Source organism: Haemophilus parainfluenzae (genome assembly GCF_003252795.1).
GTDB lineage: Bacteria > Pseudomonadota > Gammaproteobacteria > Enterobacterales > Pasteurellaceae > Haemophilus_D > Haemophilus_D parainfluenzae_K.
The window spans coordinates 133,333-150,933 of sequence record NZ_QEPQ01000001.1 but is presented as its reverse complement, the minus strand read 5'-3'; the positions used below and the strand labels follow the sequence as shown (position 1 = coordinate 150,933).

Sequence of the window (17,601 nt, the reverse complement as noted above, 5' to 3'; positions counted from 1 at the left end):
CTATGTAAATAAGATATTACAGGTGAATTATGGATGTCCTTAATCATTTACGTCAGGAAATTGATGCGCTCGATCGCGAACTGATTCAACTTTTTGCTAAACGCCTCGAATTGGTGACCCAAGTCGGCGAAGTAAAGCACGAAAAAGGTTTACCAATTTATGCACCTGATCGTGAATTAGCGATGTTACAAGCACGCCGAGAAGAAGCGGCTAAAGCAGGAATCTCTCCACAACTCATTGAAGATGTGCTCCGTCGTTTCATGCGTGAGTCTTACTCCAATGAAAATCAATTTGGTTTTAAAACCCTGAATCCAGCCATTAACAAAATTGTTATCGTCGGTGGTTATGGAAAAATGGGGCAGTTATTTGCCCGCTATTTGCGTGCTTCCGGTTATCCTATTTCTATTTTAGATCGTGATGATTGGGATGTGGCAGAACGCATTTTAACGAATGCGGATGTTGTTATTATCTCAGTACCGATTGATCACACGTTAGAAACCATAGAACGTTTAAAGCCCTATTTAACGGAAAATATGCTACTGGCGGATCTCACTTCCGTGAAACGTGCTCCATTAGCTAAAATGTTAGAGGTGCATAAAGGGGCGGTAGTTGGATTGCATCCAATGTTTGGCCCTGATATTGCGAGCATGGCAAAACAAGTGGTTGTACGTTGTGATGGGCGTTTTAGTGAACGTTATGAATGGTTGCTAGAGCAAATTCAAATCTGGGGTGCAAAAATTTACCAAATTGATGCAGCGGAGCACGACCACAATATGACGTACATTCAAGCATTACGTCACTTTTCTACCTTTGCGAATGGTCTGCATCTTTCTAAACAGCCCGTCAATTTAAGCAATTTATTGGCATTATCTTCCCCGATTTATCGTTTGGAATTAGCCATGATTGGTCGTCTATTCGCCCAAGATGCGGCACTTTATGCCGATATTATCATGGATAAGCCAGAAAATTTAGATGTGATTGAAAGCTTGAAACAAACGTATGAAGAGGCATTACAATTCTTTGAAAAAGGCGATCGCCAAGGATTTATTGATGCTTTCCATCAAGTGAGAGAATGGTTTGGGGAATATTCCGATCAATTCTTGCAAGAGAGTCGCCAGTTATTGCAACAAGCTCACGATTTACGACATGTGTAAAATAAAAGTGCGGTTAAAACTAACCGCACTTTTTTGTTGCAGCTATTGTCTTGCTAACCGTAGGTTTTGTGGAATTGCCTCAAAGTTAGAACGGAATGGATTGATGTCCAATCCACCACGACGCGTATAACGTGCATAGACGGTGAGTTTTTCTGGTTTGGCGTAATGCATCAAGTCACAGAAAATACGCTCAACACACTGCTCGTGAAACTCATTATGTTGACGGAAAGACACGATGTAGCGGAGAAGTTTTTCGCGATCGATTTGTTTACCCACATAATGAATTTGTACGGTTCCCCAATCCGGCTGACTCGTAATAAGACAGTTAGATTTCAATAAATGGCTTACTAAGGTTTCTTCCACCACGTTATCAGACGTACAATTTTGCAAAATATCCGCATTAAATTCGTAGCTGTGGATTTCGATATCCTGATCATCAATGCAATCGCCGGCTAACGTATCAATACTTTGTCCTTGATAATGGGATAAAGGATGCAAATGTACTTTGACCTCACCTTGAGCACAAGCACTTAGATCTTCACGCATAGTGCGTTCTACGCTAGCAAAATCAGCAAATTGACTTTGGTTAAAGCTGTTTAAGTAAAGTTTAAAACTTTTCGATTCAATTAAATTTTCACTGCGGTAATCAATTTCCACATCGGCAATAGCCACTTGTGGCAAACCTTTTGGATTTAACCAAGAAATTTCATAGGCAGTCCAAATATCCGCACCTTGGGTAAATGGCTGCTGTTCAGTTATGCCCAAGCCATCACGATTGAGTTTACGAGGCACCGGTTGTAACAAAGTGCGGTCATAATTCGCTGCATATTCTGTTGCTTGACCGAGTTTTAAGGATTGAAGGCTTTTATCTTGATAGTTCATGTGTTTTCCTAAATGACGAAAGCGTTATAAAAAATTCCACGACACATTCGAGACTAATCGACATTGGTCGCATTTAAAGTAAATTACATCAAATAGTGGCACGTCTAATGCCCAATCGCCAGCACAATGCGGGCAACAGCGTTGTTGTTCGGATTTTAAAGAATGGCCACCGACACGGTATAAATAATAATAGGTCGGTATGCCGCTTTCTTTTTCGATTTCAGCAGCAAGGTAGCGTCCATGTTTACTGAGCGTGCTATTAATCTCGGAGATTTCATTTAATGCTTCTTTTTCTAAAGCTGAACCATTCATTTGCAACTGATCGCAGGCCTGCCAATTCTCTTGCCATTTAATCAAATCTTGGCTTAAGTGCGGTTGATTTTTTAGCTGTTTATAAAGTGGAATTGGGGAGAAATCATCTCCGCTATGTAATGGCGAGCAAGATTGCAAATGTGTGGTATAAAGCATCTGCCATGCAGGATGGCTACATTCTGCGGTGCTGTCCGCATTTAAATCATCGGCAATAATTTGAAAACCTTGAAAATTTAGACCGCACTTTTCAGCATGTTCCATCGCCAGATTTACAGTTTGGTTATTATTCTCGGGTAAAAGGCTATCTTGCTCAGGGCAAATAACTCGCATTGCAAAACCTTGTTCGCCGTCTTCCTCCGTCAAATAAAGCGGGATTTCACGGCCGATAATTTGCCCGTTATAACGCCATTGGTCGATGATTGCATTGAGCAAACGGCTTTGTTGGCCGATATCGTTTTCTAAGGCAGTTAATTTAAAAAAGGGTTCGATCAGATACATAATTACAGATTGTGCAAGATTTCTTCAATTTGTTTTAAACCGTTTAAGCGGGTTTCACTTAAGCGGGAGGCAACACCAAGCTCATCAAAAAATTGACGAATATTAAATTGTTGTAATTGGTTTCGGGTTTGGCCGTTGATGTTTTGTAACAACAACCATAACAAGCCATTCATAATGCGCGCTTCGCTGTAAGCTTGAAATTGAAACGTATCGTCATGTTGTGGAATGGGCATAAACCAAAGTCCCGCTTCACAGCCTTGAATCGATTGCATTTGAGCCAATTCATCAGGAGAAGGTTGAGGGAGATGCTTACCCGCTTGAATAATAAAACGGTAGCGATCTTCCCAATTTTTTGCCTGTTTAATGTTTTCTAGCATGCTAATAACTCTAAGGATTTATCTAATGCCGCAAAAAAAGCGTCCACATCTTGTGGGCTATTGTAAGGCGCAAAAGAAAGTCGTAATGTAGTGCGCTCACCAAGGCGGGCTAAATAAGGTTGTGCACAATGTTCACCCACACGCAACGCAATTTTCTGTTCACTTAATAGGGTAGCAAGATCCGAAGCAGCAATCCCATCAAAAACAAAACAGACCACAGAACTTGGTTGCGGTGAATTGAATAAACGACAATTCGGATAGTTTTTCAATCGCACTTTACTTTGCTCGGCAAGCTCAATAGCATGTGTCTCAGCTGCCTGAAAATCCCATTTTTTGAGCCAATCTAGCACCGCACCAAAACCGATCACGCCAGCAATATTCGGTGTGCCGGCCTCTAATCGATAAGGTAAATCGGCAAAGGTAATACATTTATGGGAGACTCGTTCGATCATTTTTCCACCGTAAAAAAGCGGTTGTAGCAGGGAAAGTGAGCTTAATTTTCCGCTTAATACACCAATGCCGTTGGGACCATAAATTTTGTGTGCAGAAAAAGCAATAAAATCCGCATCTAATGCCTGTAAATCAATCTGTATATGGCTAATAGCCTGAGCCGCATCGACTAAAACAAGCGCATTGCTATGTTGACGAATTAGGCGAATTAAATGCTGGATATGTTGTTCCGTTCCCGTTACGTTGGAAACAAAATTGAGTGCCACTAATTTTGTTTTCTCATTCAATGCTGCAATTAAAGCATTTTCATCAATTAACCAATTATCCAAAATAGGCAACACTTGAATTTTCGCCCCACATTTTTTCGCTGTCTCATGCCACGTAACAAAATTAGCATGATGGTCTGCTTGGCTAATTAGAATCTCGTCATTTGCATGCAAAGAGGGGAGTAAACCGTTGGCAACCAAATTAATGCCATGCGTTGTTCCGGAAGTCCAAATTACGGCTTTTTCATCTTCTGCATTAATTAAGGTTTTGACTAAGTGACGGGCATTTTCATATTGTGCTGTTTGTGCGGCTTCATACTGACTACGATGTACGGAGCCAGCTGATTGATAAAAAGTACTTGTTGCATCAATTAATGCTTGAGGTTTTAGTGCTGTTGCCGCATTATCCAGATAGACCACAGCATTTGGCGATTTAAAATAAGGAAATTCATTTTTAAATGATTGATAATCAAAAGCCATGTTGACCTCCATGTTTACCTGCTTTGTTCTGTTTGCGCCATTCATAAGGGGCGGTAGGGGTAGGATCACGCCATAAGCCAATTTTTTGTTGTTGGGCAAAATCTTGAGCTTGAAAGTAGAGTGGATTTTTAGCATATTGCGGATAAACCCACGCCATACCGTTTTTTACCATTTCTAAGTTGATGTTTTGTTCTTGCAGGTAAACTGTTGCCAAAATACGCTGGTAGCGATCGTAACCAGAAACCGACAACGTCACATTTTGTTTGAAAACCAGCTGGGAAAGATATTGTTTAGCTTTCTTTCCAAACGGTTGACCTTTTTCCGGAGCATCAATTTCTTGTAATCGCACTTTGAGTTGTTTTTTAGTGGGTAAGAGGCAAGTTAAGGTATCGCCATCACTTACACCAACGACCCAACACGCCATTTGGCGTTCAGTAGCCACTGAAAATTGCGTCCAAAGTGCGGTCAAAATTAGGGTTAAAAATAAGAAGAATTTTTTAATCATTGGAATTTCTTTGATCTGCATCGCAAAATTTCGCTAAAATGGATGGGTAATTTTAACAAAAAAGCGTAAAATAATTTTTAATTGTTATTAAAAAAGTTGATAGAGGAAATATGTTACTCCAAAAAGGCGTTCAACTCGCTCGTTCGCTCATCATTTTATACATTATGTTACTACTCGGCAATTTGATTTCTCACTATATCCCAGTGGGGATTCCAGGCAGCATTTGGGGCTTGTTATTACTTTTTTTAGGTTTAACGACACATGTGATTCACCTGGAGTGGATTTATTTCGGCTCGAGCTTATTGATCCGCTACATGGCCGTGCTTTTTGTACCGGTGAGCGTGGGCATTATCAAATATTATGATTTACTCGTGGCTCAGTGGAAAGTTTTACTTATTCCCAATATTCTCAGTACCGTTCTGACACTTTTAGTTATTGCATTTATAGGAAACTATTTATTTTATAAACAATCCTTTACCCATAAACGTAAAAAAGTATTGGAAAGACGCAATCTTCAAGCTGACTAAGGTTTTATTATGCAGTATGCAATTTATCTTTATACCATTTTAACGATTTTCGGATTTTGGCTCGCATTACAAATCAGTAAACGTTGGAAATCGATGATTTTCAATACTTTTGTGCTCACAGTATCAATTCTTGTGCTGATTTTAGTGGTTAGCGATATTCCTTATGACGATTATATGGCGGGCAATGCACCGATTAATAATTTATTAGGCGTGAGTATTGTTGCTCTGGCGTTACCGTTGTATGAACAACTTCGCCAAATTGCGAAACAGTGGAAAATTATTCTTTCTGTGGTGACATTAGCTTCTTTGTTTTCCATGTTTACCGGTGCCATTTTTGCGATTATTTTAGGGGCAAGCCCTGAAATGGTGGCGACCGTATTACCAAAATCAATTACCACGCCAATTGCGATGGAAGTTTCTTCACATTTAGGCGGTATTCCAGCCGTTACAGCGGTAGGGGTGATTGTTGCGGGTTTGCAAGGTTCGGTTTTTGGTTATCTCATTTTGAAAAAACTCGGTATTAAACAGCAAGAAGCCGTTGGTTTATCTGTTGGGGCGGTTTCTCACGCACTGGGCACCGTAAGCTGTATGGAAGCTGATCCGAAAGCGGGGAGTTATAGTTCGATTTCTTTGGTTCTTTGCGGTATTATGAGTTCCATTTTAGCGCCCTTAGTATTCCATGTTATTCGTCTATTTTTATGAGAACCCAGTTAGCTGATTTTTGGACTGAACGTTTCCTTCCTGATCCGCCTCGCGAAAAAGATCACCGACCGCCATTTCGTCGTGATCGCGGGCGGATTTTACATTCTGCCGCTTTCCGTTGTTTGCAAGCCAAAACACAGATTCATGCGGTGGGCGAAAATGATTTTTATCGCACTCGTTTAACCCATTCCCTTGAAGTGGCACAAATCGGTAGCAGCCTTGTTTCCCAATTAAAATTTGCGGAAAGTTATGTTGCTATTTCAGACCAGCTTCATATCGAAAAAAGTGAATTACAGAAACAACTCAAACCTTTATTACCAAGCAATGATTTAATTGAAAGTTTGTGCTTTGCGCATGATATTGGTCATCCACCGTTTGGCCATGGTGGGGAAGTAGCGCTCAATTATATGATGCGTAACCACGGTGGTTTTGAAGGTAATGCGCAGACATTTCGTATTATTACTAAACTTGAGCCTTATACCGAAACAGCAGGGATGAATTTAACGCGTCGTGCCATTTTAGGTGTAGTGAAATATCCGAATATTTTAGACTTATCTTCCCCTCAATATGCTCAGTTGCCGCATACTGAAAACTCTGATCCACGTTATGTCAAGATTAGCGATTGGAAACCAGGAAAAGGGTTGTTCCGTGATGACGTCACAATGTTTACTTGGCTGTTGCAAAATCTTTCTGAAAATGACCGCACTTTATTTGGCTCATTTCAAAAAACGCGGTCAAATCCTGCCGAGTTTTTAAAAACACAATTTAAATCTTTAGATTGCAGTATTATGGAGTTGGCGGACGATATTGCGTATGGGGTACATGATTTAGAAGATGCGATTGTGACCGGTGTCGTAAATCAACATCAATGGCAAGAAGCATTGACTGAACTTAAAATGATTCCTTCAGATTGGTTGGCAAAAAATATAGAACAAGTCAGCCAACGATTATTCTCCAACCATCATTTCGAGCGTAAAAATGCCATTGGTGCATTAGTGAATTTCTTTATTACCCATGTGCGTTGGAAAGTCACCGGCAATTTTGACGAACCTTTGTTACGTTATAACGCGGAACTACCACAAGATGTGATTGCCGCATTAAATGTATTCAAAAAGTTTGTGTGGAAATACGTGATTCGTCATGTAGAAACACAACGTATTGAATATAAAGGACAACGTATTCTCACAGAAATGTTCCAGATTTTTGAGTCTGACCCCGAACGTTTATTGCCAACGAATACGGCTAATCGTTGGAGAAATGCACCGGAGCAGGGTAAAAAACGTATTATTTGTGACTATATCGCGGGCATGTCAGATGCTTATGCCTTAAAGGTTTATCATCAGCTCTAAAGTGCGGTTATTTTTATTGATATTTTGAATTTATAGGACAATTTTGTGGCATTAATTAGTTTAACTAACGCTTATCTTTCTTTTAGTGATCACCCGTTACTTGATCACGCTGAACTGCATATTGAACCGAATGAGCGCGTATGTTTGGTGGGGCGTAACGGGGCAGGTAAATCAACGTTATTAAAAATAATTGCACAGCAAGTCACCATGGATGACGGCAAAGTGCAGTATGAAAAAGATTTAGTAGTTTCTCGTTTAGAACAAGACCCGCCGCGCCATGCTGAAGGGAATGTATTTGATTATGTGGCTGAAGGGATTGAGCATTTAGCGGATTTGTTAAAGGAATATCACCATATTTCACAAGAGTTGACACAAAATTATAGCGAACAAATTCTTAATCAACTGGCACAAGTGCAAGCTAAATTAGAGCATGCCAATGGCTGGCAGTTTGAAAATAAAATCAATGAAGTTCTGCAAAAGCTCGAGTTAAATCCCGATACTAAATTAGCAGATTTATCTGGTGGTTGGCTGCGTAAAGCGGCCCTTTCTCGTGCGCTGGTGTGTAATCCTGATGTCTTGTTATTAGATGAACCGACCAACCACTTGGATGTGGATGCAATAGAATGGTTAGAAAACTTCTTATTAGAATTCACTGGAAGTATTGTGTTTATTTCTCATGACCGTTCTTTTATCCGTAAAATGGCGACTCGTATTGTGGATTTAGATCGCGGTAAATTAGTGTCTTATCCTGGTGATTATGATTTATATCTCACCACGAAAGAAGAAAACTTACGTGTCGAAGCATTACAGAACGAGCTTTTCGATAAGCGATTAGCGCAAGAAGAAGTTTGGATTCGTCAAGGTATTAAAGCGCGTCGTACGCGTAATGAAGGACGAGTGCGCGCTTTAAAAGCCATGCGTGAAGAACGTCGCCAACGTCGTGAGGTGATGGGTGCCGCCAAGTTACAATTAGATAACTCAAGTCGTTCTGGCAAAATTGTGTTTGAAATGGAAGATGTGAGCTATGAAATTGAAGGCAAACAACTTCTCAAAGATTTCAGCACGACCATTTTACGTGGCGATAAAATTGCTTTAGTGGGACCAAATGGTTGCGGAAAAACCACCTTTATTAAACTTTTATTAGGTGAAATCAAGCCAACCAGCGGTCGCATTCATTGTGGTACAAAATTAGACATCGCTTATTTTGACCAATATCGTGCTGATCTTGATCAGGAAAAAACGGTGATGGATAACGTTGCCGATGGCAAGCAGGATATTGAGATCAATGGTGTAAAACGTCATGTGTTGGGCTATTTGCAGGATTTCTTATTTCCACCAAAACGAGCGATGACACCCGTAAAAGCGCTTTCAGGTGGTGAACGTAACCGTTTGTTATTGGCTAAATTATTACTGAAACCGAATAACTTACTGATTCTCGATGAACCAACCAATGACTTGGATGTAGAAACCTTAGAATTATTGGAAGAAATCCTCACGGATTATCAAGGCACGCTATTGATTGTCAGCCATGATCGTCAGTTTATTGATAATGTCGCGACTGAGTGTTATTTCTTTGAAGGCGACGGCGTATTGAATAAATACGTGGGCGGTTTCTTTGATGCAAAGGGACAACAAGCCAATTACTTTGCGATGAAAGCTGAGCAAGAAGCTCAAAAAGCCAAAAAAGAAGCACCAAAAGCACAGGAAAGTGCGGTCAAAAATGACGTAGTTTCTCAAAAGTCAAAATCCGTTAAACTTTCTTACAAAGAACAACGTGAGTTAGAACAGCTTCCGCAATTATTGGAAGAATTGGAAGAGAAAATTACCGCACTTCAAACTGAAATTGGTGATCCCCACTTTTTCCAACAAGCCCATGATGTAACAGATGCAAAGCTAAAAGAATTAGCGGATACGGAAGCGGAGCTTGAAACTGCATTTATGCGATGGGAAGAACTTGAAGAGAAAAAGATTCAAGCTGAAACCAAATAGAGAATAGATAAAAAGAAACCGAGCGAAATAGCTCGGTTTTTTTATTACATATTACTAATAAAAATCACCAAAATAATCACAGGAACCACAAATTTCACATAGTTAAACCAAATTGTGGTGAAAAGTGAATTTGGTGTCGGTGATAATTCTTTTTTTGCATCATCTTTTAATACGAAACCAACGAAAATGGCACAACCAAGTGCGGTCAGCATAAAGAGAATATTGCCGCTGACGAAATCAAAGGCATCGAAAATGCTTTTACCGAAGATAGTGAAATCTTTCCAAAGGTTGTCACCTAAAATAGAGGGTACATTACCTAATAAGAAAATTCCCATCAAGGTAACAAAAATCGCTTTACCACGGCGCATTCTGAGTTTTTCTTGTAATGCGGTGATGATGACTTCGTAAATCGTAATTGATGTGGTTAATGCCGCAATAAGCAATAAGCCGAAGAACACGATAGCAAAGAATTTACCCGCCCATAAATGTGAGAATACAATTGGTAAACTTTGGAAAACCAAAGTTGGGCCAGCGTTAGGTTCAATGCCAAAAGTGAATAATGATGGGAAGATCATAAAACCACATAGCACAGCGATAATGGTATTGGTGAAACCTGTAATCACTGCTGTGTGAATAAGGTTTTCTTCTTTGTTTAAATAGCTGGAGAGGGTAATTAATACACCGAAACCAAGGCTTAATGCGAAGAATACTTGACCTAATACGAAAATGAATAATTTAGGTGTGATTTTGCTGAAATCTGGTTTTAAGTAGAAAGTCACACCCTCCATTGCACCCGGTAAGGTAAGATTACGAATTACCATGCCAATGAGGAAAATAAAGAGCAATGGCATTAAGTATTTTACGGAACGTTCAATCCCGCCGATGATACCTTTTGCCAAAATAATGTAATTCACCGCCACGAACAAGAAGGTGTAAAGCATGATTTCCCATGGGCTGTTGCTGATGTGTAAATCGTAGAAATCTTTGGCCACTTCTTTTGTAATTGGGGCGCTAATATCAAGGGTGTTATTCATCAGACTAATGATATAAGACATCACCCAACCACCTAATACCATGTAATAAGCCATGATACCAAATGCGCCAAGAAGCCCCATGTAACCAAGAATCTTCCAATATTTGGAGATGTTTTTACCTTTATCTTGGATTTTGTCGCCAAAAGCATCAATGGAATTTACACGCAAACGGCGACCAATAACGTTTTCTACTAAAATCATTGGGATACCAATCACAATCATCGCGATACAAAAGAGGAGTACGTAAGCACCGCCGCCATTTTCACCCACTAAATAAGGAAAGCGCCACGTTGCCCCAAAGCCAACTGTCGCACCCGCAACGGTGAGCACATAAGTTAGTCGGCTAGACCACGTTTGGCGAGATTGATTGTTTGTTGTCATAATATATTCCGTTTGATTTTATTCGTTTAATAATCTGTTTTTTCTTTGTATTCGCAGAGATCTTCAATAATGCAAGCACCGCAGCGAGGTTTGCGCGCGGTACAAGTATAGCGACCATGTAAAATAAGCCAGTGATGTACATCCACTTTAAATTCTTTAGGCACAACTTTGAGCAATTTTTCTTCCACTTTTACCACATCTTTGCCTGGGGCAAAATTGGTGCGGTTGCATACGCGAAAAATATGAGTATCCACTGCAATAGTCGGGTGGCCGAAAGCGGTATTTAATACTACATTCGCTGTTTTTCTGCCGACACCCGCAAGGGCTTCTAAGGCTTCACGGCTTTCAGGTACTTCGCCGTTGTGTTTCTCAACTAAATCACGGCAGGTTTTAATGATATTTTCTGCTTTGCTGTTATAAAGCCCGATGGTTTTAATATATTCTTTTAACCCCTCTAAGCCAAGATCTAAAATGGCTTGTGGTGTATTTGCGACAGGGAATAATTTTGCCGTCGCTTTATTAACCCCTTTATCGGTGGCTTGAGCCGATAAGATCACGGCGATGAGTAATTCGAAAGGCGAATTATACTCTAATTCCGTGGTGGGATGCGGGTTTTGCTCCCGAAGTCGAGTGAGAATTTCAATTCGTTTAGCTTGGTTCATTTTTTCATATCAATTCGGTTTTTAATCGCCAGTAGAATGCCTAATCCAATAAATGCACCTGGCGGAAGAATAAAGAGTAAAAAGCTGCTATCAGCGTGATAAATATGTAATGTCAGGAATTTGGCGCCTTGACCAAATAAGTTTTCAATGCCTTCAAAAAGGGTACCTTGGCCTAAAATTTCACGTAACGCACCTAATACAGTGATACTTAATGCCATACCTAATCCCATTGAAAAACCATCCCAGGCAGCATGTGCAACGCTATTTTTAGAGGCAAAGGCTTCTGCACGACCGATGACGATACAGTTAGTCACGATTAAAGGAATAAAAATCCCAAGTGCTTGATAGAGTGTATAGGTATAAGCATTCATCAATAATTGCACCACGGTTACGGTGGTAGCAATAATCATCACATAAATTGGAATACGGATTTCATGAGGGATTTGTTTACGAAAAAGCGAAACAACGGTGTTTGTACAGGTTAAAACTAACATAGTCGCCAAACCTAAACCTAATGCATTTGTTGCAGTACTTGAAACAGCCAACAGCGGACAAAGCCCCAATAATTGCACGAGGGTAGAGTTGTTTTTCCATACGCCTTGAATAAAGATTTCTTTCCAAACAGAAGGCGTTGGCGTTATTTCTTCTGAATTTTCAACCGCACTTTGCTCATCAAGTGCGGTCGTTTTTTCGGTTAAATCAGTCATAATAAATATCCTATTGCGCGTATTTTTTTGCCATCTCGTTGAGTAATGCCTCATTTTCAAGCATCACGAGAGCAGAACGTTTTACTTGATTTACAATCGCGCGTGGCGTAATGGTTGCGCCGGAAAATTGATCAAATTTACCGCCATCTTTTTTGACCGCCCAATCTTTTAGGCTTTCCGGTACGATAACTTGGTTTGTAAAACTTAAAATCCAGTCAGAAATGCGAAGTTCGATTTTATCGCCTAATCCAGGGGTTTCATGATGTTCGATGACTCGCACACCTAAAACTTCACCTTTTGGAGTGATACCTACTAATAAACGGATATTCCCTGAATAACCATCTGGTGCCGTTGTTTCATAAGCATAGGCAGTGGGTACATGATCTTTAATAGCAAAATAGAGTTTTTGAATGCCTTTGAGTTTATCTTGCTCAGGTGTTTCTACGCTTTCAAGCAAGTTATTATTAAAATAATCTTGGGGGATGACTTGGAGCAATAACGCTTTTTGTTGTTCAGCCATGGCTTCATCAATTTTATCTTTTGTCAGCATATAAATGCCTGCAGAAACAGCGGTACATACAAGCGCAATAAAACCTAATAACAAACCAAAACGGGAGGTGACTTTAAAAATACCCATTATTTTCTCCCTTTTGCAAAGTGTCCCGCTACGCGAGGACGGGTGTAGTAGTCGATAAGTGGCACACAAATATTACTTAACAAAATCGCAAATGCCACGCCGTCAGGATAGTTTCCAAAGTAACGAATGAGGTAAACCAATAATCCGACCAAGGAACCAAATACAAGCTTGCCGCGAGGTGTAATAGACGCTGTAACGGGGTCAGTCGCAATAAAGAACGCGCCAAACATCATCGCGCCGCTAAAGAGTTGGCTAATCATACTTAAATGATGATGGCCTGACATCGCAGTGATTGTAGCTAAGGTCACAAAGGTCACGAGCATTGAAACGGGAATTTGCCAGTGAATTTTTTTCTTTAAGATTAATATAATTCCACCAAGCATGAATGCCAGATTGACTTGCCACCAACCTTCAGCAAAGTCAGTCCCGTTTTGTAATAAAATCGGTAATTTTACAAAATCATGGAATACGCTTTCATCGCCTTGATGCAAGTTATAGAAGATTTTGGCACTGTCTAATGGCGTCGCTTGTGTAATTCCATCAATGGAATGAACAAGTTGACTTAAGCTAAAACCGTCAGTGGTTAAGCCAGTGAAAATTAAAGAAAGAGAGTCCGCAAATGTTGGGGGTTCATTCAATAATGAAATAGGTGGCATCCAACTTGTCATTTGTAGTGGGAAAGAAATCAATAGCACCACATAACCCACCATAGCTGGATTAAATGGGTTTTGCCCCAAACCACCATAAACATGTTTACCTAAAATAACAGCGGAAAGCGTACCAATTAAAATCACCCAATAAGGGGCATAAGGCGGAATCGCCATCGCTAAAATTAAGGCAGTAAGCACCACACTAAAATCTGAAATATAGACAAGATTTGGCTTGTTACGTAATTTGGTTACAACAAACTCAAGCAATAATGCGAAAGAAATAGCCAAAGCGGACTGCACCAAAACCCCCATTCCAAAATAATAAATCTGTGTGAGCAGGGCAGGCAGCATGGCTGCAATCACCCATAACATAATACGGGCGGTTAATTTGCCTGAATGGGTATGAGGCGAACTCTCCATTTTCTTAAACATAATCTTTTCCTGCGTTATTCTGTTTCTTTGGCAGCTTCAGCGGCCGCTTTTTTTGCTTTAGCTCTTGCTATGGCTGCTGCGATAGCGGCTTTTTTCGGATCAAGTGCGGTTGGGTTTTCATTTGTTTTTTCGACTGCACTTTCAGTTACATTTGTCGTAACCGTTTCACCTTGAGCAGCAGCTTTCTTAGCTTTGGCTCTTGCTATGGCTGCAGCTACTGCGGCTTTTTTCGGATCAAGTGCGGTTGAGTTTTCATCTGTTTTTTCGACCGTGCTTTCAGTTACATTTGTCGTAACCGTTTCACCTTGAGCTGCCGCTTTCTTAGCTTTGGCTCTCGCAATGGCTGCAGCTACTGCGGCTTTTTTCGGATCAAGTGGGGTTGAGTTTTCATCTGCTTTTTCAACCGCACTTTCAGCTGAATTTTTCGCAACCGTCTCACCTTGAGCGGCGGCTTTCTTCGCTTTCGCTCTTGCTATAGCTGCAGCTACTGCGGCTTTTTTCGGGTCAAGTGCGGTTAAGTTTTCATCTGTTTTTTCTACCGCGCTTTCAGTTGCATTTGTCTCAACTGTTTCACCTTGAGCGGCGGCTTTCTTGGCTTTTGCTCTTGCTAGAGCTGCAGCAACAGCTGCTTTCTTTGCATCTTTTTCATCAGTTTGTGACGGTGTTGCATCCGACACAGTGCTTGTGTCTGCTTGTGCTTGTTGTCTAGCAAGACGGCGGGCTTTACGTTGCTCCATGAGTTCATGGTTATCCGGTAAAATCTCTCCTTTCTCAGATACGATAGTTTTCGTTTCTTTATTTGCTGCTGAACCCGCTTGTTTTGCTTTCAAGCGTTCTAACGCTGCTTTAACTGGGTCTTCACCTTTTTGTTTTGCAAGTTCTTCTCGACGAGCTTCTGCCGCACGTTGTGAACGCGCTTTACGTTCTTGCTCTTCACGTTCCATTCGAGCTTGTTTTGCTTCAAAACGGATTTTAGCCTCTTCGGCTTTTTTCGCTTTTTCTTTAATTTCCCAAATTTTGGCTTTTTCTTGTCGGAAATATTGAATAAGCGGAATATGGCTTGGACAAACATAAGCACACACGCCACATTCAATACAATCTTTTAAGCAATATTCTTCTGATTTTTGGTGATCCTCACTGCGAGCATACCAATAAAGTTGCTGTGGCATTAAATTGACAGGGCAAGCATCAGAACAAGCAGAACAGCGGATACAAGATTGTTCTGGTTCGGGTTCACCATATTCAAAATGATCAGGTGCTAATAAACAGTTAATTAATTTAGTGACGGGCGCATTGAGATCTGAAAGTTGCAATCCCATCATCGGTCCACCTGCGAAAACAGGGAAACGTTCGTCATATTGGTAGCCAACTTGCGCTAATAAGTGATCAACCGGTGTGCCCAAGCGAACCCAGTAGTTACCTTTCTCTGAAATTTTATCACCAGTCAGCGTAACGACACGCTCAATTAAAGGCTCATCATTAATAACCGCTCTTTTTACTGCAAAAGCTGTACCGACATTATGCATTAATACGCCAATATCGTAAGAACGTCCGCCACTTGGCACTTCCATGCCGGTGAGCAAATAAATCAGTTGTTTGGCTGCACCAGATGGATATTTAGTCGGAATAACGCGCAATTCAATGTCATTTGCACCATGCAGCGATTGTTGAATAGCTTGAATCGCTTCGGGTTTATTGTCTTCAACCGCAATCACCACTTTTTCAGGACGTAAGATATAACGTAAGATGCGAATCCCTTCGATCATTTCATCCGTGTAATCACGCATTAAGCGGTCATCACAGGTAATATAAGGTTCGCATTCCGCGCCGTTAATAATTAAGAGTTTAACTTTCTTTTCAGCTGATTGGATTTTGGCGGCAGTCGGGAATACCGCACCACCTAAGCCGGCAACCCCTGCTTGATAAATACGATCAATGAGTTGTTCGACAGGTTGTGTGAAAAATTCTTCAAGTGGAAATTGCTCACGCCATTTATCCAAGCCATCCGCTTGAATATGAATCATGTCCTCGGTTAAACCAGAAGGATGCGGTGCGACGTGTTTTCCGATAAATTTTACCGTACCAGAAGTTGGTGCATGAACAGGCAAGATTCTTAAGCCATTACATTGTGTCAAAGGTTGGCCTTTTAGGACATAATCGCCTTCTTTAACTAATACATTTCCTGCAGTGCCGGCATGTTGTTTAATCGGCACATAAAAATCATGAGCAAGTTCTGATTGCTGAATAGGGGATTGGTTTGATTGAGATTTCATTTCAGGTGGATGAATACCACCTTTAAAATCCCAAATTTTGCCGGAGTTAAATCTTGTTAATACATCAGCCATGTGACTCCGACTCCCCAACCACTAATTTTTTCTCAATTTCTGTGGTATTTACGACTGGAATGACTAATTTAGGATCAAATTTCCAGTTCCAATTATCAATATCTTTTTTCACTTTAATCATGGAAATACAATCTGTCGGACAAGGTGCCACACAAAGTTCACATCCCGTACAGAGATCGGGAATAATTGTATGCATGGCTTTGTTTGTACCGATAATGGCATCAACAGGGCAGGCTTGAATACATTTAGTACAGCCGATACACATATTTTCATTAATAAAGGCAACCATTTCTTCTGGTTCAGCGACATCATCCATTGCAGGTACATCAACACCCATGATTTCGGCAATTTTTACTACCGTAGGACGACCGCCAGGCACGCATTTTGTGATAACGTCACCATTAGCAATTGCTTCAGCATAAGGCTTACAGCCAGGATAGCCGCATTGCCCACACTGGCTTTGCGGTAAGATGGCATCAATTTTTTCGACGACAGGATCTGCTTCAACTTTTAATTTAATCGAAGCAAAACCTAAAATCGCACCAAAAATTAAAGCGAGAATAGTTACTGAAATTAAGATAAACATTATTTTTTAGTGTTATTCCAAAATAATCCGAGAAAAATCACTGTTACAGTAATAAACATTAAGAGATAAATCATTTCACTAATCCAGTGAAGCCCATAAAGGCAAGAGACATCAAACCGGCCGTAATTAATGCGATAGACGAGCCACGAAACGTAATAGGAACATCTGCGGCAACAAGGCGTTCGCGCAATGCTGCAAATAAAACTAAAACTAGCGCAAAACCTAAAGAGGCGCCAAAACCATAAATGACGGATTCAGTTAAATTGTGTGTCAAATTGACGTTTAATAATGCTACACCGAGTACCGCGCAGTTTGTGGTAATCAGTGGTAAGAAAATCCCTAATAATCGATAAAGTGATGGGCTTGTTTTATTGATCACCATTTCGGTAAATTGAACCACAACGGCAATCACTAAAATGAAGACTAACGTACGCAAAAATGTGGCGTTTAGCGGCATTAAAATATAATTATCGACTAAATAAGAACACAGTGATGCTACAGTTAATACGAATGTCGTAGCAAGCCCCATACCAATCGCCGTTTCAATCTTTTTGGATACGCCCATAAATGGACAAAGTCCTAAGAATTTGATCAAAACGAAGTTATTGATTAATGCAGTACTGATAACAAGTAGAATATAATGTGTCATTGCGTCTAAATTTATTTTACATAGGTG

Annotated in this window: 18 protein-coding genes; 5 read left to right on the top strand and 13 right to left on the bottom strand. The window is 40.4% G+C overall.

The window, feature by feature from the left end; translation table 11 throughout:
- Positions 1 to 29 precede the first annotated feature (29 nt).
- On the top strand, positions 30 to 1,154 hold the full coding sequence (gene tyrA / locus DPV81_RS00705) for a bifunctional chorismate mutase/prephenate dehydrogenase (RefSeq protein WP_111386158.1): 1,125 nt from the start codon (positions 30 to 32) through the stop codon (positions 1,152 to 1,154).
- Between the two features lie 42 nt (positions 1,155 to 1,196).
- Here the strand turns inward: tyrA and queF are convergent, their stop codons facing one another.
- From queF to DPV81_RS00680, 5 genes are read right to left on the bottom strand one after another with little or no spacing between them, the layout of a single operon-like run.
- The gene (gene queF, locus DPV81_RS00700; protein ID WP_111386156.1) at positions 1,197 to 2,036 is read right to left on the bottom strand and encodes an NADPH-dependent 7-cyano-7-deazaguanine reductase QueF; all 840 of its coding nucleotides are present in this window, start codon (positions 2,034 to 2,036) and stop codon (positions 1,197 to 1,199) included.
- Positions 2,037 to 2,060: 24 nt separating this feature from the next.
- Positions 2,061 to 2,846: a Zn-ribbon-containing protein gene (locus tag DPV81_RS00695; protein ID WP_111386155.1), complete on the bottom strand. Its 786-nt coding sequence runs from the start codon at positions 2,844 to 2,846 to the stop codon at positions 2,061 to 2,063.
- 2 nt (positions 2,847 to 2,848) lie between these two features.
- On the bottom strand, positions 2,849 to 3,223 hold the full coding sequence (locus DPV81_RS00690; RefSeq protein WP_070592165.1) for a SufE family protein: 375 nt from the start codon (positions 3,221 to 3,223) through the stop codon (positions 2,849 to 2,851).
- Entirely contained in the window at positions 3,217 to 4,419 is a 1,203-nt protein-coding gene (locus DPV81_RS00685; protein WP_111386153.1) for a cysteine desulfurase, read from the bottom strand. The genes DPV81_RS00690 and DPV81_RS00685 overlap by 7 nt, the downstream gene beginning before the upstream one ends.
- Complete coding sequence (locus tag DPV81_RS00680; protein ID WP_111386151.1) at positions 4,409 to 4,924, bottom strand: thermonuclease family protein; 516 nt, start codon at positions 4,922 to 4,924, stop codon at positions 4,409 to 4,411. The genes DPV81_RS00685 and DPV81_RS00680 overlap by 11 nt, the downstream gene beginning before the upstream one ends.
- 110 nt (positions 4,925 to 5,034) lie before the next feature.
- Here DPV81_RS00680 and DPV81_RS00675 point away from each other — a divergent pair, with 110 nt between their 5' ends.
- Genes DPV81_RS00675 through DPV81_RS00660 form a run of 4 tightly spaced genes read left to right on the top strand, consistent with a single transcriptional unit; the run spans position 5,035 to position 9,491 of the window.
- Complete coding sequence (locus DPV81_RS00675; RefSeq protein WP_049368798.1) at positions 5,035 to 5,451, top strand: CidA/LrgA family protein; 417 nt, start codon at positions 5,035 to 5,037, stop codon at positions 5,449 to 5,451.
- 6 nt (positions 5,452 to 5,457) lie between these two features.
- Positions 5,458 to 6,153, top strand: a complete 696-nt coding sequence (locus DPV81_RS00670) for a CidB/LrgB family autolysis modulator (protein WP_049365532.1) — start codon at positions 5,458 to 5,460, stop codon at positions 6,151 to 6,153.
- A complete protein-coding gene (locus DPV81_RS00665; RefSeq protein WP_111386149.1) occupies positions 6,150 to 7,502 on the top strand; it encodes an anti-phage deoxyguanosine triphosphatase in 1,353 nt (450 codons plus the stop codon). Before DPV81_RS00670 ends, DPV81_RS00665 begins: the two co-directional genes overlap by 4 nt.
- 45 nt (positions 7,503 to 7,547) lie before the next feature.
- Positions 7,548 to 9,491 (top strand): ABC transporter ATP-binding protein, encoded by a 1,944-nt coding sequence (locus DPV81_RS00660; RefSeq protein WP_111386147.1) that lies wholly within the window; start codon positions 7,548 to 7,550, stop codon positions 9,489 to 9,491.
- A 44-nt stretch (positions 9,492 to 9,535) separates the two neighbouring features.
- Here DPV81_RS00660 and DPV81_RS00655 read toward each other — a convergent pair whose 3' ends face one another.
- From DPV81_RS00655 to rsxA, 8 genes are all read right to left on the bottom strand, one after another.
- A complete protein-coding gene (locus DPV81_RS00655; protein WP_049373473.1) occupies positions 9,536 to 10,906 on the bottom strand; it encodes a sodium-dependent transporter in 1,371 nt (456 codons plus the stop codon).
- Positions 10,907 to 10,932: 26 nt separating this feature from the next.
- Positions 10,933 to 11,568 (bottom strand): endonuclease III, encoded by a 636-nt coding sequence (nth, locus tag DPV81_RS00650; protein WP_111386145.1) that lies wholly within the window; start codon positions 11,566 to 11,568, stop codon positions 10,933 to 10,935.
- Positions 11,565 to 12,275, bottom strand: a complete 711-nt coding sequence (gene rsxE, locus DPV81_RS00645; RefSeq protein ID WP_111386143.1) for an electron transport complex subunit E — start codon at positions 12,273 to 12,275, stop codon at positions 11,565 to 11,567. Before rsxE ends, nth begins: the two co-directional genes overlap by 4 nt.
- Before the next feature lie 10 nt (positions 12,276 to 12,285).
- On the bottom strand, positions 12,286 to 12,912 hold the full coding sequence (gene rsxG / locus DPV81_RS00640) for an electron transport complex subunit RsxG (RefSeq protein WP_049384776.1): 627 nt from the start codon (positions 12,910 to 12,912) through the stop codon (positions 12,286 to 12,288).
- Positions 12,912 to 13,994, bottom strand: a complete 1,083-nt coding sequence (rsxD, locus tag DPV81_RS00635; protein ID WP_111386141.1) for an electron transport complex subunit RsxD — start codon at positions 13,992 to 13,994, stop codon at positions 12,912 to 12,914. Before rsxD ends, rsxG begins: the two co-directional genes overlap by 1 nt.
- Positions 13,995 to 14,008: 14 nt before the next feature.
- Positions 14,009 to 16,339: an electron transport complex subunit RsxC gene (rsxC, locus tag DPV81_RS00630; protein WP_111386139.1), complete on the bottom strand. Its 2,331-nt coding sequence runs from the start codon at positions 16,337 to 16,339 to the stop codon at positions 14,009 to 14,011.
- On the bottom strand, positions 16,332 to 16,925 hold the full coding sequence (gene rsxB / locus DPV81_RS00625; protein WP_049368788.1) for an electron transport complex subunit RsxB: 594 nt from the start codon (positions 16,923 to 16,925) through the stop codon (positions 16,332 to 16,334). Before rsxB ends, rsxC begins: the two co-directional genes overlap by 8 nt.
- Positions 16,926 to 16,995: 70 nt before the next feature.
- Complete coding sequence (rsxA, locus tag DPV81_RS00620) at positions 16,996 to 17,574, bottom strand: electron transport complex subunit RsxA (protein WP_049368787.1); 579 nt, start codon at positions 17,572 to 17,574, stop codon at positions 16,996 to 16,998.
- Positions 17,575 to 17,601 lie beyond the last annotated feature (27 nt).